Origin of the sequence: Geodermatophilus sp. YIM 151500 (assembly GCF_025716945.1) — a bacterium.
GTDB lineage: Bacteria > Actinomycetota > Actinomycetes > Mycobacteriales > Geodermatophilaceae > YIM-151500.
In genome coordinates this window covers 323,871-341,582 of the sequence record NZ_JAOVZT010000004.1, presented here as the reverse complement: position 1 = coordinate 341,582, position 17,712 = coordinate 323,871, and the positions used below count along the sequence as shown (strand labels likewise).

General features: G+C 76.0%; 16 protein-coding genes, 1 tRNA gene and 1 riboswitch. Of the genes, 11 read left to right on the top strand and 6 right to left on the bottom strand.

Going from position 1 to position 17,712, the window contains the following annotated elements; all coding sequences use genetic code 11:
• Nucleotides 1-141: 141 nt before the first annotated feature.
• The 4 genes from OF117_RS09960 to OF117_RS09945 form a co-directional block, all read right to left on the bottom strand.
• Entirely contained in the window at nt 142-1,422 is a 1,281-nt protein-coding gene (locus OF117_RS09960) for a DUF445 domain-containing protein (protein WP_263552669.1), read from the bottom strand.
• 143 nt (nt 1,423-1,565) lie between these two features.
• The gene (locus OF117_RS09955) at nt 1,566-2,645 is read right to left on the bottom strand and encodes a S1C family serine protease (protein WP_263552668.1); all 1,080 of its coding nucleotides are present in this window, start codon (nt 2,643-2,645) and stop codon (nt 1,566-1,568) included.
• 625 nt (nt 2,646-3,270) lie between these two features.
• Complete coding sequence (locus OF117_RS09950; RefSeq protein ID WP_263552667.1) at nt 3,271-4,047, bottom strand: ABC transporter permease; 777 nt, start codon at nt 4,045-4,047, stop codon at nt 3,271-3,273.
• Between the two features lie 76 nt (nt 4,048-4,123).
• Nucleotides 4,124-5,077 carry a universal stress protein gene (locus OF117_RS09945; RefSeq protein ID WP_263552666.1) on the bottom strand — a complete coding sequence of 318 codons (954 nt, stop codon included), beginning with the start codon at nt 5,075-5,077 and terminating at the stop codon, nt 4,124-4,126.
• A 224-nt stretch (nt 5,078-5,301) separates the two neighbouring features.
• Here OF117_RS09945 and OF117_RS09940 point away from each other — a divergent pair, with 224 nt between their 5' ends.
• The 3 genes from OF117_RS09940 to OF117_RS09930 all read left to right on the top strand — a co-directional run bounded on the left by OF117_RS09940 (nt 5,302) and on the right by OF117_RS09930 (nt 6,789).
• Entirely contained in the window at nt 5,302-6,027 is a 726-nt protein-coding gene (locus tag OF117_RS09940; RefSeq protein WP_263552665.1) for a hypothetical protein, read from the top strand.
• A 360-nt stretch (nt 6,028-6,387) separates the two neighbouring features.
• Nucleotides 6,388-6,460: transfer RNA gene (locus tag OF117_RS09935), tRNA-Thr, on the top strand.
• Between the two features lie 119 nt (nt 6,461-6,579).
• Nucleotides 6,580-6,789, top strand: a complete 210-nt coding sequence (locus OF117_RS09930; protein ID WP_263552664.1) for a dodecin — start codon at nt 6,580-6,582, stop codon at nt 6,787-6,789.
• Between the two features lie 37 nt (nt 6,790-6,826).
• On the opposite strand, the gene OF117_RS09925 is transcribed toward OF117_RS09930, so the two are convergent.
• Entirely contained in the window at nt 6,827-7,231 is a 405-nt protein-coding gene (locus OF117_RS09925) for a DUF5313 domain-containing protein (protein WP_263552663.1), read from the bottom strand.
• Between the two features lie 158 nt (nt 7,232-7,389).
• On the opposite strand from OF117_RS09925, the gene OF117_RS09920 reads away from it, so the two are divergent.
• From OF117_RS09920 to OF117_RS09895, 6 genes are all read left to right on the top strand, one after another.
• Nucleotides 7,390-7,821 carry a CBS domain-containing protein gene (locus OF117_RS09920; protein WP_263552662.1) on the top strand — a complete coding sequence of 144 codons (432 nt, stop codon included), beginning with the start codon at nt 7,390-7,392 and terminating at the stop codon, nt 7,819-7,821.
• Between the two features lie 96 nt (nt 7,822-7,917).
• A complete protein-coding gene (rarD, locus tag OF117_RS09915) occupies nt 7,918-8,835 on the top strand; it encodes an EamA family transporter RarD (RefSeq protein ID WP_263552661.1) in 918 nt (305 codons plus the stop codon).
• A 122-nt stretch (nt 8,836-8,957) separates the two neighbouring features.
• The gene (locus tag OF117_RS09910; RefSeq protein ID WP_263552660.1) at nt 8,958-9,287 is read left to right on the top strand and encodes a DUF3263 domain-containing protein; all 330 of its coding nucleotides are present in this window, start codon (nt 8,958-8,960) and stop codon (nt 9,285-9,287) included.
• A 614-nt stretch (nt 9,288-9,901) separates the two neighbouring features.
• Nucleotides 9,902-10,930 carry a LytR C-terminal domain-containing protein gene (locus tag OF117_RS09905; protein WP_263552659.1) on the top strand — a complete coding sequence of 343 codons (1,029 nt, stop codon included), beginning with the start codon at nt 9,902-9,904 and terminating at the stop codon, nt 10,928-10,930.
• Nucleotides 10,931-11,008: 78 nt separating this feature from the next.
• Complete coding sequence (locus OF117_RS09900; RefSeq protein WP_263552658.1) at nt 11,009-13,942, top strand: alpha/beta fold hydrolase; 2,934 nt, start codon at nt 11,009-11,011, stop codon at nt 13,940-13,942.
• Nucleotides 13,939-14,841 carry an ABC transporter permease gene (locus OF117_RS09895; RefSeq protein WP_263552657.1) on the top strand — a complete coding sequence of 301 codons (903 nt, stop codon included), beginning with the start codon at nt 13,939-13,941 and terminating at the stop codon, nt 14,839-14,841. The genes OF117_RS09900 and OF117_RS09895 overlap by 4 nt, the downstream gene beginning before the upstream one ends.
• A gap of 115 nt (nt 14,842-14,956) precedes the next feature.
• Here OF117_RS09895 and OF117_RS09890 read toward each other — a convergent pair whose 3' ends face one another.
• A complete protein-coding gene (locus tag OF117_RS09890) occupies nt 14,957-15,778 on the bottom strand; it encodes an HAD family hydrolase (protein ID WP_263552656.1) in 822 nt (273 codons plus the stop codon).
• A 59-nt stretch (nt 15,779-15,837) separates the two neighbouring features.
• Nucleotides 15,838-15,956: riboswitch (SAM riboswitch) on the top strand.
• A 12-nt stretch (nt 15,957-15,968) separates the two neighbouring features.
• Here OF117_RS09890 and thrC point away from each other — a divergent pair.
• Nucleotides 15,969-17,270, top strand: coding sequence for a threonine synthase (gene thrC, locus OF117_RS09885; RefSeq protein ID WP_263552655.1), 1,302 nt, complete (start codon nt 15,969-15,971; stop codon nt 17,268-17,270).
• A gap of 223 nt (nt 17,271-17,493) precedes the next feature.
• Entirely contained in the window at nt 17,494-17,694 is a 201-nt protein-coding gene (locus OF117_RS09880; protein WP_093577808.1) for a cold-shock protein, read from the top strand.
• The last annotated feature ends 18 nt before the right edge of the window (nt 17,695-17,712 follow it).

The window sequence follows — 17,712 nt, the reverse complement described above, 5'->3', positions numbered from 1 at the left end:
GGTGAGCCGCTGCGTCGCTCGATCGCGGAGACCCTCCGGGCCCCCACTCCTCGCGACCCGCACCGCGGCCAGGAGCCGTCCCCCCGTCGCGGTGAGCCGCTGCGTCGCTCGATCGCGGAGACCCTCCGGGCCCCCCGCTCCTCACGACAGCAGCTGGGCGATCGTGTAGATGACCAGGCCGGCGAGGCCGCCGACGACCGTGCCGTTGACCCGGATCCACTGCAGGTCCCGGCCGATCTGCAGCTCGATCCGGCGGCTGGTCTCGTCGGTGTCCCAGCGGGCGACGGTGGTCCCGACCAGCTGGGCCAGGTCGCCGGCGAAGCGCTCCACCAGGTAGCCGGCGATGCGCTGCGCCTGCCGCTGCGCCAGTTCGCGCACCGTCGCGTCCTTCTGCAGCCGCCCGGCGACCTCGTGGACCATCGCCACGAGCCGGGTCCGCAGCTCGGAATCCGGGTCCTCGGCGGCGGCCAGGACGGCGTTCTTCGCGTTCGTCCACAGCGACGTCGACCACGCGCGGACGGCGGGGTGCTCGATCAGCTCCTTCTTGAGCTCCTCGACCCGCGCCGCGGTGGCCGGATCGGTGCGCAGCGCGTGCACGTACGCGCGCAGCTTGCGCTCGTACACCCGGCGCAGCTCGTGGCGGGGGTCGTCGCCCACCTCGTCGAGGAAGTCCAGCACGCCGCGGAACGCCCGGTCGAACACGCGGTCGTCGACCCAGTCGGGCACCCAGGGCGGCGAGGCGTCCCCCAGCTGCGCCCGGAACACCACCCGGTTGTCCTGCAGGAAGCGGGCCAGGCCCCGCAACGCGGCCGAGAGCACCTCCTGGTGCCGGTCGCCCTCGACCACGACCTCCAGGGCGCGCGCGACGATGGGCGCCGCCGGTGTCTCGTGCAGCCGCCGGTCGACCAGGGCGGACACCGCGGGCTGGACGTCGTCGTCGCGCAGCAGGTCGGTGACCGCCTTGAGCGCCACCGCGGCATCACCGGCCAGCCGCTCCGCCCGCCCGGGCGCAGCCAGGAAGGCGCCGAGCCGGCCGGGCACGTCGACGCCGTCGAGGGTGTGCTCGACGACGGCCTTGGTGAGGAAGTTCTGCTGGACGAAGGACCCCAGGCTGGCGCCGATCTGGTCCTTCTTGCGCGGGATGATCGCGGTGTGCGGGATGGGCAGCCGCAGCGGGTGCCGGAACAGTGCGGTGACGGCGAACCAGTCGGCGAGCGCGCCCACCATCGAGGCCTCCGCGGTGGCGCGGACGTAGCCGACCCAGGCGCCGGCCTCGTCGCCGAGCAGCGCGCAGACGACGAACACCGCGGCCGCGACCAGGAACAGCCCGGTGGCCAGGCGCTTCATCCGAGCGAGGTCGCGGGCCCGCGCCGGTTCGTCGAGCGAGGAGGCCAGGGGCGCGGTCGCGGGGGATGGCGGCACGAGTCCGAGCGTAGGGATCGGCCGGCGTCGCCGTCCGGACGGAGCGGGTCGGACCCGGCGGACCGATCCGGCGAGCCCGACCGCCCGCGCACGCGCGACTGCCGCGGCACCCCGGAGGTGCCGCGGCCGTCGCGGGGCCTCGATCAGTCGGTGGCGCCGAGCGTGACCTCCACGGTGGAGGTGCTCCCGCCCCGGCGGACGGAGAGGGTGATCCCCTCGCCCGGCGTACGGCTCCGGATGGCGGCGGTCAGCTCGGTCGAGGTCGTGATCGGCCGCTCGCCGACCGCGGTCACCACGTCGCCGGGCTGCAGACCGGCCTCCGCGGCGCCGGTGCCGGGCTCGATGGCGACCAGTCGGGCACCGATGCCCAGGCCGGAGTTGCCCGCGTCGCCCTCGGTGGTGGCGCTCACGCCGAGAAAGGCCTGCTGCGCCTGACCGGTCTCGATGATCTCGGTCGCGATGCGCTCGGCGGTGTTGCTCGGGATCGCGAAGCCCACCCCGATGTTGCCGCCCTGTCCCGCCCCGGGCAGGCCGGTCGGCACGGTGGCGATCGCGGTGTTGATGCCGATCACCTCGCCGGCCGCGTTGACCAGCGCGCCGCCGGAGTTGCCCGGGTTGATGGCCGCGTCGGTCTGGATGGCGTCGATCACCGTCGCCTCGTCGCTGCCCCCACCGGTGGCCACGGCGCGCTTGGTCGCGCTGATGATGCCGTCGGTGACCGTGTTGTCCAGGCCCAGCGGCGAGCCGATGGCCACGGCCACGTCCCCGACCTGGACGTCGTCGGAGTCGGCGAACTCGGCGGGGACCAGGCCCGAGGCTCCCTCGAGCTTCACCACCGCCAGGTCGGCCGACGGCTCGCTGCCCACCACGGTCGCCTCGTAGAGATTGCCGGCGGAGTCCCGGACCTGCACCCGCGCGTCGCCGCCCTCGATCGAGACGACGTGGTTGTTGGTCAGCACGTAGCCGTCCTCGGTCAGGACGACGCCCGAGCCGCTGCCCGACTGCGATCCGCTCTGCACGTAGAGGGTGACCACGCTCGGCGCGGCCTTGGCCGCGGCGGCGGTCGCGGTGGTGGCGGTCTCGGGGTCGCGGATGACGACCTCCTGGGCGGGCGCGGCCGCGCCGGTGACCGTGCCGGGCCGGTCGAGCAGCGCGACGGTGCCGGCGCCGGCGCTGCCGCCGATGAGCGCGCCCAGCACCAGGCCGGCCACCCCGAGCCGCATCCGGCCGCCGCGGCGCCGGGCCGGTGGCGCGTAGGGTCCGCCGACCGCTGCGGGGTCCGGCGGAAGGCCCGGCCCGAAGACCGGGGCGTCACCGAAGCCGCCACCCGGCTGGCCGTGCTGCCCCGGCTGACCGTGCTGCCCCGGCTGGCCGGGCTGCCCGGGGAACGGGGCCGTGTGCTGCGGTCGCGCACCGGGCAGGCCCCAGGCCGGAGGAGCCCACGGGCTCGGGTGCGGACCGGCGGCCGTCGGCCGACCGTCCACGGGCGCGCCGCGGGGGGGCATGCCGTCCGGAGCTGGCACGGGCCGGTCGGTGCCCGACGGCGCGGGGGGCGGCGGACCGACGTCGGCCGGACCGGTGGTGCCCCGGTCGGCGGGTGCGGGCCCGGCGGCTGTGCCCGACACCGGCTCCGTCGTGCCGGCGCCGTCGGGACCGAACGGGGTCGGGTCGGGGCGCTGCTGGTCAGTCACTGCTGGGTCCTCCCTCGGGCGCGACCCGTCCGGCCGCGGCGAACTCCACTCTCCGGCCGGCCGCTGGCGCCGTGCTGGACGGTGCCTGTGAGTCTGCTGGGTGGGTTCCTCCGTGCGAAGGTCGTGCCGCGGCGGACTGTTCCCGGACGTCCCCGGTTCAGCGCGGCAGGTCGTCGAGCAGCGCGCCGCGGGCGACGAGCTCGGTGACCGTCCAGACGGCGACGACCTCCGTGGCGAGCAACCCCACCAGGACCAGCAGCTGGGCGGCGCCCGCCTGCACCGGGCCGCCTCCACCGAGCAGCACGCCGACGAACGCCCCCGGCAGGGTGACCAGCCCGACGGTCCGGGTCTGGTCGAGCGGTGGCACCAGCGCGGTGGCGGCCGCCGGACGGGCGACGAACAACGCCGCCTCTCGGGGCAGCAGGCCCACGGCCAGCGCGGCCTCGACCTCCCCCCGCCGCCGGGTCAGCTCCTCCCGCAGCCGCCGCCCGGCCAGCGAGGTCGCGGTCATCGCCCCACCGATCAGGATGCCGGCGACCGGGATGACCGCGATGCCGCGCAGCGGAACGGTGCCGCTGGCCAGCACCAGCGCCACGACCGGCGCGGCGCCGGCGACGATCGGCAGCGCCGCGACGGGCACCCGGCGGCGGACCCCGGCCGCAGTGGCCGACCGGCCGGTGACCCGGCCGGTGGCGGTGGCCGCGGCCACGGCCACCATGAGCAGCACGAAACCGGCCGAGAGCCACAGCGACCCGACGACGGCCGACAGCACCAGCGAGACGACCGAGAGCTGGACGGCGGCCCGCAGCGCCGCGGTCACGACGGGCCGCTCCTGGCCCAGGCCCGACAGTCGACCGCCGGCCGCGGCCAGCGCCGTCAGCAGGAGGAGGACGACGGCCAGCCGGGGACCGACGTCGACCACGGAGGTGCCCACGACGGGCGATCCTGCCGGGTCGCCGTCCGGTCACGGGTGGTCGGCGGTCGGCCGGGCCGGCGCGGGCGCGGGCGCGTCAGCCGACCGCGATGATCTCCTCCCGCGGCTCCAGCTCCGGCCGCCGGGCCGGGGGGACCAGGGCCATCGGGGAGGTGCAGTGCCGCAGCAGCCAGCGGTGCGGGGCGTCGAGCGTGCGGTGCAGGAAGCCGCCGTGCCCGGAGCTGATGACCAGCAGGGGGGTGTGGGCGGCCGCGGTCAGCACGTCACCCGGCGCGCCGCCGGGCAGCTGCCGCTCCTCGACGACGATGTCCTCGAGGTCGGCCCGGCTCGTCAGGCCGGACTCGTCGGGGGGCGGACCGCCGGTCGAGCGCCGGGAGCGGGCCCGCACCACCCGGAGCCGGGCGTCGGAGCGCCGGGCCGCGTCTGCGGCGTAGGCCAGCACCGGCTCGTCGTCCGCGTGGTCACCGAGACCCAGCACGGCCACGACGGGCCGGCCGGCCGGCTCCGCGCCGTGCGGGCGCGGCACGACGACGACCGGGGTGGTCGCCCGGGCCGCCACCCGCTGCGGAACCGGGGCCAGCACCATCTCGTCCGGAGCTCCGGTGGTGGAGATGCCCAGGACGACGAGCTGGCACTCCGAGGAGGCCCGCAGCAGGACGGCCGTGGGGTCGCCGGGCACCACCTCGGTGTCGGCCCGCACGCCCGGTTCGGTGTGGCGGGCCAGCGTGTAGGCCTGCGCGGTGATCCGCCGCGCCCGCGGCAGCTCCGGCGGGGGCACCGGCCCGCTCACGTCGCGTCGGCCGAGGTAGGGCGCCGCGTGCACGATGCGCAGCGGGGCGTCGCGGCGGGCGGCCTCCTCGGTCGCCCACCGGACGGCGGTGAGGCCGCACTCGCTGCCGTCGACGCCGACCACCACTTCACGGCCGGTCCAGCCCTCACCCAGCGTGCGGGTGCGGGGCTCCGACTCCTGCCGGGCGAGGACGTCGCCGTCGTCCGGGCCGGAGGGGGCGAGAGGGGTGGACGTCGACACGGAAACACCTCCGCGAACCAGGACCTGCCGTCTCCCCGCCGAGGCTCCTCCTCGGAGGCCGCGTGCGGAAGACCCCCCGGGGGCGTCGTCCGGGACGACACGTTTTCGTCGTGTGCAACGGACCGGTGCGCGGGGTAGGAGGTGAGCGGCGGTGGAGCCGGCGCAGCATGGCGTGCTGCGGCGGTCACCGCGCGATCCGTCGAGCACGTCCGAGGAGAACACCTGTGCCCACCCGTGGAATCACCCGTGCGCTGGTCGTCGCCGCACTGTCGGCCGGCGGCCTCGTAGCGATCGTCGGGGGTGTGGCGCTCAGGGGTCCGGGCGTCGTCGCCGTCGGTGTCGCGGGGGCGTTGGCCGGCTGTCTCGGCTGGGGGATGGCCCGGGAGGCGGAGGCGCCCGCCCGGGCCCGCCGCTCGCCGGCCGAGGTGGCGGTGCTGGCGGCGGCCTGGACGGTCGGCGTGCTCCTCGCGCTCTCCGGCGTGTCGGTGCTCGCCGGCGGCATCGCGGCGGCGGTGCTCGCCGGGCTCGTCGCGACGGCGGGGATCGTGTTCTGGATGGTGCGCTCGCCGGCCGAGGCCGGCCCTCGTGCGGCCGCGCCGAGCGGCTCCGGCCGGGTCCCGTGGTGGATGGGCGGGGCCGACGTGATCGGTGCGGCGACGTCTCGCAGGGACCCGGCCGCCCCGGCCGCCGCGCGCCTGTTCCCGCCCGTGTCGGAGCTCAGCACCGCGGCGCTGGGGGAGGAGTGGGTGCACTCGACCGCCGCGCTGGCCGGCCCGCTGGAATCGTCCGTCCGTCAGTCGGTGGTGCGCCGACGCCAGGAGGCGCTCGACGAGCTGGAGCGGCGTGACCCCGACGGGTTCGCCCGGTGGCTCGCGGCCGGGCCGGAGTCGGGCAGCGACCCGGCCGCATTCGTCGGCGGCGGCGAGGCCGCCGGCACCGACGCGGCCTGAGCGCCCCAGGGCGCCCGGTCGAGGCCGCCCGCGCTCGGCGGCCGGTCGCCGGCGTGGCGCTCGGGACGACCCGGTCATCCCCCCGACCGCGCTCTTGCGGTCCTGTTCCTGCTCTTGCGGTGGTGCATCGCCGCAAGAGCGCGCGCAACACCGCAAGCGGATGCGGCGGCGCGCGCTGGCTCTGCCTGGACCCCGTCCCTGGTCCGGTCGCGCGTGCACGGCCGGCGGCCCGACTCCGCGGAGTCGTCCGCTGGCGTCGTCCGCTGGCGTTGTCCGCTGGCGTTGTCCGCTGGCGTCGTCCGCTGGCGTCGTCCGCTGGCGTCGTCCCTATCCTTGTCCCGGGACGTGTTCCCGTGTCCCGCCGGCGTGGCGCAACTGGTAGCGCACCCGACTTGTAATCGGGCGGTTGGGGGTTCGAGTCCCCCCGTCGGCTCCCAGCGACGCCGCCGTCCTTCCCGGCCCGCGCGACCTGGTGCTGCCTGGCGGCCGGTCCTCTGCCATGGTCGGCGGCACGTGCCGCGACGGGGCGGCGCCGTGCGCCGAGGAGGCCTGATGACCGACCACGTGTACCGGCTCAGCGAGATCGTGGGCAGCAGCACGACCGGTGTCGACGACGCGATCCGCAACGCGATCCGCAAGGCCGCTGAGACGGTCCGGCACGTCGAGTGGTTCGAGACCCAGGAGATCCGCGGTCACGTGGTCGAGGGCGACGTGGCGCACTTCCAGGTGCGGCTGAAGATCGGCTTCCGGGTCGAGGACTGACCGGGTCGGCCTTCAGGGGTCGGACGCGCCGGCCCGATCAGTCGAAGCTGCCGGCGCCGTCCCGCCGGTACCGGGCGTGCCGCTCGAGCCGGGCCCGCTCGGCGCGCTCGGCCCGCACCCGACCGGCCGTGCCCGGCGGGTAGCCGGCCTTGACCACGCGGTGCTCGGTGGTCTCGGTCATGAAGGCCACCGAGAACAGCAGGCCGAGCAGCAGGCCGCCCCCGGCGGCGGACACCCGGTACGCGAACGGCACGGGCACCACCACGAGGCAGATCACGACCAGGGGAGCCACTTGCACCAGCGCCCGTGCGAGGTGCCGCCACACCCACCCCGGCCCGGTCGTGTCGGCCAGCACCCACGGCGCCAGCCGCGCGGGCAGGCCGCCACCGAGCGCGTACCACACCCACTGCAGCGGGCCCGGCCGCGGGAGCTGCTCGCGCACGCCGACCACGGTAGGCCGTGCCGGGCGCCCCGGGTCCGGGCTCGCGCGGCGGCGTCCTCCGTGCCCGGCCGGCGGTCCGCCACCCGGACGGGTGCGGCCGTTGCCGAGCGGGCGACCGGGGGTGGACACTGCCGTCCAGCCAGCGGAAGGAGACCGTCGTGCAGATCAGCCAGCTGCTCCGCCGCAAGGGCCACGACGTGGCCACCGTCGACGGCAGCGCCAGCGTGCGCACCGCGCTCGGCCTGCTGGCCGAGCACCGGGTCGGCGCGCTGGTCGTCTCCTCCGACGGACGCGGCATCGACGGCATCCTCTCCGAACGTGACATCGCGCGCGGGCTGCACGAGCACGGCGCCGGCCTGCTCGCCGAGCCGGTGAGCAGGGTGATGACCGCCGAGGTGCACACGTGCACGCCCGGTTCCGGTGTGCACGACCTGGCGCAGCTGATGACCGACCACCGGGTCCGCCACGTGCCGGTGGTCGACGACGGCGCGCTGGTCGGCATCGTCTCCATCGGCGACGTCGTCAAGGCCCGCCTCGACGAGCTCGAAGCCGAGCGCAAGCAGTTGGTCGACTACATCCAGACCGTCTAGAGAAGGACCCCCTGCCCCCGCCACCGGCACGCTCGCGGCGGGATCCTGCAGGGGCCGTTCCAGTAGGTCACCACGGGCCGGGCGTACGGTGCGGCGGTGGACGAGCGTCGCCCGGGGGTGGCCTTCGGGCTGGCCGCCTACGGTCTGTGGGGGCTGTTCCCCCTCTACTTCCCCTTGCTCGAGCCGGCGGGGGGCCTGGAGATCGTCGCGCACCGGGTGCTGTGGTCGCTGGTGTTCGTCGCCCTGGTCCTCACCGTCGCCCGACGGTGGCGGCTGGTGCGCGCGGCGGTCACCGAGCTGCGGACGGTGCTCATCCTCGTCGGCGCCGCGCTGCTCATCTCTGGTAACTGGCTGATCTTCGTCTACGGCGTGAACTCCGGGCAGGTCGTCGAGACCTCGCTCGGCTACTTCATCAACCCGCTGGTCAGCGTGCTGCTGGCCGTCGTCGTGCTGCGAGAGCGGCTGCGCCGGCTGCAGTGGGTGGCGGTCGGCATCGCGGCGGTGGCCGTGGCCGTGCTGACCGTCGACTACGGCCGACCCCCCTGGATCGCCCTGTCGCTCGCCGTCACCTTCGCGCTGTACGGGTTGCTGAAGAAGCTCGTCCGCGTCGAGTCCGCGCCCGGGCTCTTCCTCGAGACCGCGCTCGTCGCCCTGCCCGCCGTCGTCGTGCTCGCCCTGCTGCACACCCGGGGCCTCGCCGCGACCGGCGACGAGGGCACCGGTCACCTGCTGCTCATGATGGGCTCGGGGGTGGCGACGGCGGTGCCCCTGCTGCTGTTCGCCGCCGCCGCCCGGCGGGTGCCGCTGTCGACGGTGGGATTGCTGCAGTACCTGACGCCGCTGATGCAGCTCGCGATCGGCGTGTTCGTGTACGGCGAGCCGATGCCGCCGGCCCGGCTGGCCGGCTTCGCGATCGTCTGGGTCGCGCTGGCGGTCTTCACCGTCGACAGCCTCCGCAACGCGCGGGCGGTGCGCCGGCGCGCCCTGGCGGAGGTCGTGCCCGAACCGGTCTGAGCGCAGCCCGGAACGGTGAGGGAGGCGCGCGCGAGCGGCTCGGAACTGTCGGTGGCCGGGTCTAGCGTTCGTCCCGTACCGCCCGATCCGGGCCGTACGACCGAGGAAGGGCACCACGCACCATGACCAGCGATCCCGCAGCCGGAGTCTCCCCGCTCCGGCCCGACGGGTCGGGGGAGTCCGCCGGACGGCCCCCGACCGCCGGGCTGACGCGGCGGGAGCACGAGATGCTCGCCTTCGAGCGGCAGTGGTGGCGCCGGCCCGGCGCCAAGGAGACGGCCATCCGCCGGTGCTTCGACGTCACGCCGACGCGCTACTACCAGACGCTCAACGCCCTGCTGGACCGGCCCGACGCGCTGGCCGCCGATCCGCTGCTCGTCCGGCGGCTCCGGCGGGTCCGCACGGCGCGTCACCGGCGACGTGCCGATGAGGTAGTGGGCAACGGCGGCTGAGCCGTTTACATTCGCTCACCGTGGGCAGGCACGCGGCGTCGGGGAGTGACGGAGCCGGGCCCGGGAGTGCCCCGGTAGCCGGTGGCCGCCGCCGGACCGACGGCCCCGACGCCCTGTGGCGCGGGGGGTCGCCGGCGCCCGCCGACCAGCCGACCGACCGCCGTCGCGACGCGCTGTTCGGCTCGCCGTCCCGTCCCTCCGGCGGTCGTCCGCTGGTGAGACCCGAGGCGCGCGCCGTCCGCGTACCCGCCGGGTCGACCGGCCGCTCCTCCCGCCCGGCCGACGACGCCCGCCCGGTCGGCCGTTCCCGCCCGCCCGTCCCACCGCCCGCCGGCCCCCGGGGCACAGCACCGGGCAGCCCTCGGGGCGCAGGTGCCGGCCCGTCCGGTGCCGCGCCGGCCGCGCCTCGTGGCGCCGCGCCGGCGGGCCCGCGCACCACGGCCGCGCCGTTCCGCGCCGTCCCGTCGCCCGAGCTCCCCGGCGGACGCTCGCCCGCCCCGACCCGGGCCGGCGCATCCGGTCGGGCGGCATCCTCCGCCAGCAATCCCGCCCCGGCGCCCGCTGCGCGGTCGGCCGGCGCGGGCCCGTCGGCCGCATGGGCGTTCGAGGACCCGGTGCACCCGCCCACGTCCGCTGTCCCCGGGCGCCGGCCCGGCGGCGCCTCCGCCGCCCGCGCCGCCGACCGCGGCTCCGCGCCGCGGCTGGCCGCCCTGGCGGCGCCCGCCGCCTTCCCCCCGGCTGCCGCGGATCGGCCGTCCTACGGCGACTGGACCAAGCCCTCGGGCGCGGGGGACCGCCCGCCCCCGGCCCCGGCCACGACCGCCATCCCCGAGCGGGACGTCGACTCCTGGCGCGTCCGCGCCGGCGCGGACGGGGACGAGGACCTGCCGGCCGGCACCGGGGGTCGCCGCGACGAGCCGACCCGGCTGCCCGCCGCGGACGACGACCGGTGGCCGGCCACCGGTGAGCGCGCCGCCGCCGGAGCCCACACCGGGAGCACTCCGGTCGTCGGCGGCCGCGCGGCACTCCGCGCCCAGCGGCAGGCCGCCGAGGCCGCCCGCGTCAAGGCCGCCAAGCGCTCCCGCGACGCCGACGGGCCCACCGACCGCCGGCCGCGCCGGGTCCTGCAGGGTCTGGTGGCCACGGCCGTCATCGCGCTCGGCGTGCTCGGGGTCCACACGGTCGTGTCGCCCGGCACCCAGGAGACCTCGTCGGGCAAGCCGGTGGACGGCGCGGCGTCCGCGGCCACGTCGGCTCCCGCCAGCACCGCGCCCGCGAGCCCGGCCACCGCGGCCCTGCCGCCGCTAGAGCTGCAGCCCGTCCCGGTGGCGACGCCGGCCGCTCCGGTCCGCGTCCCGGTCACCGTGCTGAACGCCACGAGCATCAACGGGCTGGCCGCGGACATCTCGGCGGCCGTGGTGGCCGGCGGGTGGGAGGCACCGGCCGTCGGGGCGTACCCGGGCACCGACGTCGCCACCACCACGGTCTTCTTCACCGAGGGCGACGAGACGCAGCGCCAGGCCGCCGTCCAGCTGGTCGACCAGTTCCCCGGCCTCGCCGGTCCCGCGCCGCGGTTCTTCCAGGTCCCCGACGTCCCGACGCCCGGTCTGGTCGTCGTGGCCACCGGCGACTGGCGCCCCTGACCGGACCCCGCACCGCCGTCCGGAACACCGGACGGCCGTCGTCCGTTGGCTGACGTCGTGCGCCCCGTTCCAGCGCGCGTGCGTCTCCGGCCGCGCCCCGGCGCACGGGCGACGTCCGCCGTCCTCGCCGCCCTGCTGGTCAGCACGCTGCTGCTGCTGCTCCCGACGCCGGCCACCGCGGCCGAGAGCGTGCGCACCGAGGAGGCGCTCGTGCCCTCCGGCGCCGGCGCGGCCGCCGTCGAGCTCGACACCACCCTCTACCTGCCGGCCGGCGGGGACCCGGCGCCGGCCGTCGTGCTCGCGCACGGCTTCGGGGGAAGCAAGGACTCGATGGCCGAGGAGGCCCGGTACCTGGCCGAGCGCGGCTACGTCGTCCTGGCCTACTCGGCCCGCGGCTTCGGCCGCAGCGGCGGGGTGATCGGGCTCAACGACCCACGCTTCGAGGTCGCCGACCTGAGCACTCTGCTCGACCTGCTGGCTACACGGGAGGACGTCGCGCTCGACGCCGCGGGCGACCCCGTGGTCGGCGTGGCCGGGGCCTCCTACGGCGGCGCGCTCGCGCTGCTCGGTGCCGCCTACGACGACCGGGTAGACGCCATCGCGCCGCAGATCACGTGGAACTCGCTCACCGCCGCGTTGTTCCCCTCGCAGGAGGGCGTCACCGACGCCGGCACCGTGGCGGCCACCCCGGGCCCGGAGGACTCCGGCGTCTACAAGAAGCTCTGGGCCGGGCTGTTCTTCGGCGTCGGCTCGCTGCCCACCGCCGGCCTGCTCGGCGGGCTCGGCGGCGGGGACGCCGGCGGGGGCATCGGCAGCACGGACGAGACGTCCGCGGACCGGAGCGCCGCCGCGGCCCCGGACCCGGCCGCACTCGCCGGCCGGCTCTCGGAGCTCGGCCCGGCCTCCGCGGACCCAGCCGTCGTCGAGCGGGCGCTGACCTGCGGCCGCTTCAGTGCCGAGGTGTGCGTCGCGTACCAGTCCGCCGCCGCGAGCGGCACGCTCACGCCCGAGGTCGCCGCGGTGCTCGACCGCAGCAGCCCGGCCGGCGTCCTCGACCGGATCGACGTGCCGACCCTGCTCGTGCAGGGCACCCAGGACTCGCTGTTCGGCCTCGGCCAGGCCGACGCCAACGCCCGGGGGATCGCCGCGACCGGCGCGCCGGTGAAGGTTGTCTGGTACGGCGGCGGGCACGACACCTCCGCCTCGGAGCGGGAGGCCGAGGCGCTGCGCGACGAGGTCGCGGGCTGGTTCGACTGGCACCTGCGCGGCGACGGGGAGGATCCCGGCACCGGCTTCCAGTTCCCCGCGCCGACCGGCCTGGGCGGGAACTTCAGCGTCCAGGGCGGCACGCAGACCGTCGTCACCGACGCCTACCCCGGCCTGGACGGCACCGCTCCGGCCGGGCGCGCCGCCGTCGCGCTGAGCGGTCCGACCCAGCCCGTGGTGAACCCGGCCGGCGGCACACCGGCGGCGATCACCACCGTGCCCGGGCTGGGCGGCCTCGGAGCCGCGCTGGCCGGCACCACCGTGGAGATCCCGGGCCAGTTCGCCGCCTTCGACAGCGAGCCGCTGACCGCCGCGGTGGAGGTGGTCGGCGCGCCGACCGTCGACCTGGCCGTCTCCTCGGCGAGCGGCAGCGCGACCCTGTTCGCCAAGCTCTACGACGTCGGCCCCGGCGGCGCGCTCACGCTCCCGGCCGGGCTGGTCGCCCCGGTGTCGCTCACCGGCCTGTCGACCGACCCGACCGCGCCCACCGAGGTGGCGGTCACCCTGCCGGGGATCGTGCACCGCTTCGAGGCTGGGCACACCATGCGGGTCGTGGTCTCGTCGACCGACCAGGCCTACGCGCTGCCCCCCGAGGCCGCCGTGTACGCGGTCGGGCTGGCCGGCAGCGCGGGCGACGGGGCCACCGCCGCCGATCTCGCCGTCCCGACCGTCGACGGCCGGGCCGTCACCGAGACCGCCACGTCGCGGTGGTGGGTGCTCCTCGGCGTACTTGCTGCGCTCGGCCTGGCCGGCTGGGGCGCCGCGCTGCTCCTCGGCCGCCGCCGGCGGCGGCGGGTGTCGGTCGTCGAGCCGGACGGCGAAGAGGTGCCGCTGCGCTTCGAGGGCGTGACCAAGGCCTACAAGGACGGCTTCGTCGCCGTCCGCGACCTGTCCTTCGAGGTGCGCCGCGGCCAGGTGCTCGGCCTGCTCGGCCCCAACGGGGCGGGCAAGACCACCTCGCTGCGCATGCTCATGGGGCTGATCCGCCCGACCGAAGGGCGGATCAGCATCTTCGGGCACGCGGCCGGCCCCGGCGCCCCGGTGCTGTCGCGGCTGGGCTCCTTCGTCGAGGGCACCGGGCTGCAACCGCACCTGTCCGGCCGCGACAACCTGACCCTCTACTGGGCCGCGACCGGCCGCCCCGCCCAGGACGCCCACCTCGAGGAGGCGCTGGAGATCGCCGGGTTGGGCGCGGCCATCGACAAGCGGGTGCGCAGCTACAGCCAGGGCATGCGGCAGCGGGTGGCGATCGCCCAGGCCATGCTCGGCCTGCCCGACCTGCTGGTGCTGGACGAGCCGACCAACGGGCTGGACCCGCCGCAGATCCACGCCATGCGCGAGGTGCTGCGCTCCTACGCCGCCACCGGCCGCACGGTCATCGTCTCCAGCCACCTGCTGGCCGAGATCGAGCAGACCTGCAGCCACGTGGTCGTGATGGCCAAGGGCCAGAAGATCGCGCAGGGCACCGTGGAGGACATCGTCGGCAGCGGGGGAGCGGTGCTGGTGGGCCTCGCCCCCGGTGCCGCCGACGAGGCGGAGACCGACCGGGCCGTCGCCGTCCTCGAGCAGCTGCCCGGGGTGGCCGTCGAGCGCACCGACGAGGGCCTGGTCGCCGAGCTCGACGGCACCAGCCGGGCCCGCGCGCTGCAGGCACTCGTGGAGGCCGGCATCCCGGTCGACCGGTTCCTGCCGCGCCGGAGGCTGGAGGACGCCTTCCTGGCGCTCGTGGGGGAGGAGCAGGCGTGAGCACGACGGACCGGACGTCGGACACGGCCATGACCGGCGGCCACGTGCAGCCCACCGGGGCGGTGGCGGGCTACCGACCGGAGCGCACGCTGCGGCTGTCGGTGGAGCTGCGGCGCCAGTTCAAGAGACGGCGCACCGTCGGCGTCCTCGTGATGATGGTGGCCCTGCCGCTGCTGCTCATCGCCGCGCTGCAGCTGGGTGGCGACGAGGAGGCGGCCGAGAACCAGCGGATCAACCTGGTCGACGTCGCGACCGCCAGCGGGCTCAACTTCACCCTCTTCGTGTTGTTCGCGACGACCAACTTCTTCCTGGTCGTCGTCTACGCGCTGTTCTTCGGCGACACGGTGGCCAGCGAGGCGGCGTGGGGCTCGCTGCGTTACACGCTGGCCACGCCGGTGCCGCGGGCCCGGCTGCTGCGGCAGAAGTGGTACGCCGCGCTGGTGCTCTCGGTCGGGGCGCTGCTCACCCTGGTGGCAGTCGCGGTCGTAGCCGGCGGCGTCGCGTTCGGCTTCGACGCGATCCGGACGCCGGTCGGGGTCACCCTCGGCCAGGGGGAGGGGCTGCTCCGGCTGGCCGGCATGGTCGGTTACCTCGCCGTCCACCTGCTCGTCGTCGGCACGCTGGCCTTCTGGTTCTCCACGGTCACCGACGCGCCCCTGGCCGCGGTCGGCGGGGCGGTGTTCACGATGTTCGTGTTCGCCATCCTCGACGAGGTCGAGCAGCTGGGCAGCATCCGCGACTGGTTCCCGACCGCGGAGGAGTACGCCTGGACCGACCTGCTGCAGACGCCGGTCGACTCGGGCGACCTGTTCCGCGGCGTGGTCCAGTCGCTCGTGTACGCGGCGGTCTTCACCGCGCTGGCCTTCCGCCACTTCGCCCGCCGCGACGTCACCTCCTGACCGGAGTGGGTCGTGCCGAGTGGGCCCCCGGAGGGGGTCCGCGCAGGCGCGACGCAGCGGCTCGGCGCCACCCGGGGCGGCACGTGGCCGCAGTGCGGCCCGGAGGGTCGCGATGTCACAGGCTGGCTCGCACGGCCTGGGCCCAGCCCTCGCCGAGCGGGGCCCGGGTCACCGACGCGTTGGGGACGGCGGCCAGCAGCCCCGCCATGCCGTCGACGGCGGCGCCGTTGGCGGTGATCCACAGCCGGCCCACCGCGGGCGCCATCTCCAGGTCGCTGACGCTGTCGCCGATCGCCACGGCGTCGGCGGCGGCGAGCCCACGGCGCTCCAGGTCCCACGCGACGGCCGCGCCCTTGGAGATGCCGCGCGGCATCAGGTGGTAGACCCGCGGCGGCAGCGCGCCGGCCGACAGCCGCATCCGGGACGTCGCCGGGATGGCCCCGTTGTCCTTGAGCGTCAGCCAGCCCGCGCCCCGCTCGGCCAGCCACGCGTCGACAGCGAGCGGGTCGACCCGGCCGCGCAGCATCGCGTCGGCCGTGTGGTCGACGTGCCAGGGCGCGTGCCACTCCAGGTACCCCGGGTGCTCGTCGATCAGCGCCTCGACGAGGCCGAGCTCGGCCATGACCTCGATCGGGGCGCGGCCGGCGTGCTCGGCCGGCAGCTCGCCGCGGAGCAGGTGCAGTTCCCGGCCGCCGGCCCAGCTGACCAGCGCGCCCAGCTCGGCGATGGCGCCGTCCGCGGCGAAGATCCGCGCCGCCTCGACCAGCTGCAGGTGCGTCCGGCCGCTGACGAGCACGAGCGGTACCCCGGCGCGGTGCAGCTCGGCCAGCGCGGCCGCCGGGTCGGTGGTCAGCTCCCGGTCGGCGGTGTGCCAGAAGGACCCCCGGGGCCCGACCATCGTCCCGTCGAGGTCGGTGTAGACGATCCGCGCGCGCACCGGCCCATCCTGGCCGGTCGGCGGGGTGCCGCCCGCTCCCGGGTACAGTCTGGGCGTTCCACTCATCCAGAGGGGCAGAGGGACACGGCCCGGTGAAGCCCCGGCAACCGCCGCACGAGCGGAAGGGTGCCAATTCCGTCCCGCGCGGCTCGACGGCCCGGCGCGGGGAAGATGAGGAGGTAGTCGTCGCATGACCCTGACCGCTCCCGGCTCCGTCCAGGCCGACAGCGCCGCCGGCGGCCCCGTCCCGCCCAACCCCGCACGCGGTCTCGTGTGCCGCAACTGCGGAACCACCTTCGAGCTGATCGCCGAGCACGCCTGCGCCCAGTGCTTCGGCCCGTTGGAGGTCGACTACGACCGCGAACTGCTGCGGGCGGTCACCCGCGAGCAGATCGAGGCCGGCCCGCAGAACATCTGGCGGTACTCGGCCCTGCTGCCGGTGGGCCAGGAGCCGGCCGAGCGGGTCACCCTCGACCCCGGCCTGACCCCGCTGGTCCGCGCCGACCGGCTCGCCGACGAGCTCGGCATGACCGCCGGGCTGTGGGTGAAGGACGACTCGGCCAACCCCACCCACTCGTTCAAGGACCGTGTGGTCAGCCTGGCCGCCACCGCGGCCCGGGGGCTGGGCTACCGAAAGATCGCCTGCGCGTCGACCGGCAACCTGGCGAACTCCGTCGCCGCGCACGCCGCCCGGGTGGGCATCCCGTCGTTCGTCTTCATCCCCGCCGACCTCGAGCCGGGCAAGGTCGTCCAGTCGGCGATCTACGGGCAGACCCTGGTCGCCGTCGACGGCTCCTACGACGACGTCAACCGGCTCACCAGCGAGCTCGCCGAAACCGACGAGTTCGAGGACACCGCCTTCGTCAACCAGAACGTCCGGCCCTACTACGCCGAGGGCTCCAAGACGATGGGCTACGAGATCGCCGAGCAGCTCGGCTGGCGCATCCCCGCCCAGGTGGTCATCCCGATGGCGTCGGGCTCGCTGCTGACCAAGGTCGACAAGGCGTGGCGCGAGCTGGCGGCCGCCGGCATCGTCGAGGACACCCCCTGGACGGTGTACGGCGCGCAGTCGGCCGGCTGCGACCCGATCGCCACCGCCTTCGAGCAGGGCTGGGACGTCGTCAAGCCTGTCAAGCCGTTCGGCATCGCCAAGTCGCTCAACATCGGCAACCCGGCCGACGGACCCTACGCGCTCGACGCGATCCGGCGCACCGGCGGCGCGGTGGGGCGGGTCGGCGACGAGGAGATCGTCCAGGGCATCCGCGACCTGGCCCGGACGACGGGGATCTTCGCCGAGACCGCCGGCGGGGTCACCACCGCCGTCCTGCGCCGGCTCGTCGCGGACGGTCGGCTGGACCCGACCAAGGAGACGGTGGTCCTGAGCACCGGCGAGGGCCTCAAGACGCTCTCCCCGCTGGAGCCGGTGGTCGGTCCCACGCACCGGGTCGAGCCGTCGCTGCGCTCGGTCCGGGCGGCGGGCCTGATCGGCTGAGGGCTACCCTCGGGGACGTCGCGCCCGGGCGGGCGGGCCCGTGTCACCGGATCGTCATCCGATCCGGGTGTCCGTCCTGCCCAGGATTGCTGCTCCGCGCCTCGTTCTGTTGTACCGTCTCGCGCGGTTCGAGTTCCACGTTCGTGTTCGACGGGCGGAAGAGCTAGACCCGACCCCGCCACGTCGGAGGGGTCGTCCGCACGCACGAAACGTGGGAGCACACGTGGCACAGGGCACCGTGAAGTGGTTCAACGCCGAGAAGGGCTTCGGCTTCATCGCCGTCGACGGCGGGCAGGACGTCTTCGTCCACTACTCGGCCATCCAGATGGACGGGTACAAGAGCCTCGACGAGGGCCAGCGGGTCTCGTTCGAGGTCGTCCAGGGCGAGAAGGGTCCGCAGGCCGACGGGGTCCGCGTCGCCTGAGCTCGCGAAGGCGAGCAG

What these genes read in the sequence shown, in the direction of transcription:
- OF117_RS09955 (WP_263552668.1), bottom strand. Translation starts at nt 2,645, where the DNA reads ATGCGGCTCGGGGTGGCCGGCCTGGTGCTGGGCGCGCTCATCGGCGGC.
- OF117_RS09930 (WP_263552664.1), top strand. Translation starts at nt 6,580, where the DNA reads ATGACCGACCACGTGTACCGGCTCAGCGAGATCGTGGGCAGCAGCACG.
- OF117_RS09910 (WP_263552660.1), top strand. Translation starts at nt 8,958, where the DNA reads ATGACCAGCGATCCCGCAGCCGGAGTCTCCCCGCTCCGGCCCGACGGG.
- thrC (WP_263552655.1), top strand. Translation starts at nt 15,969, where the DNA reads ATGACCCTGACCGCTCCCGGCTCCGTCCAGGCCGACAGCGCCGCCGGC.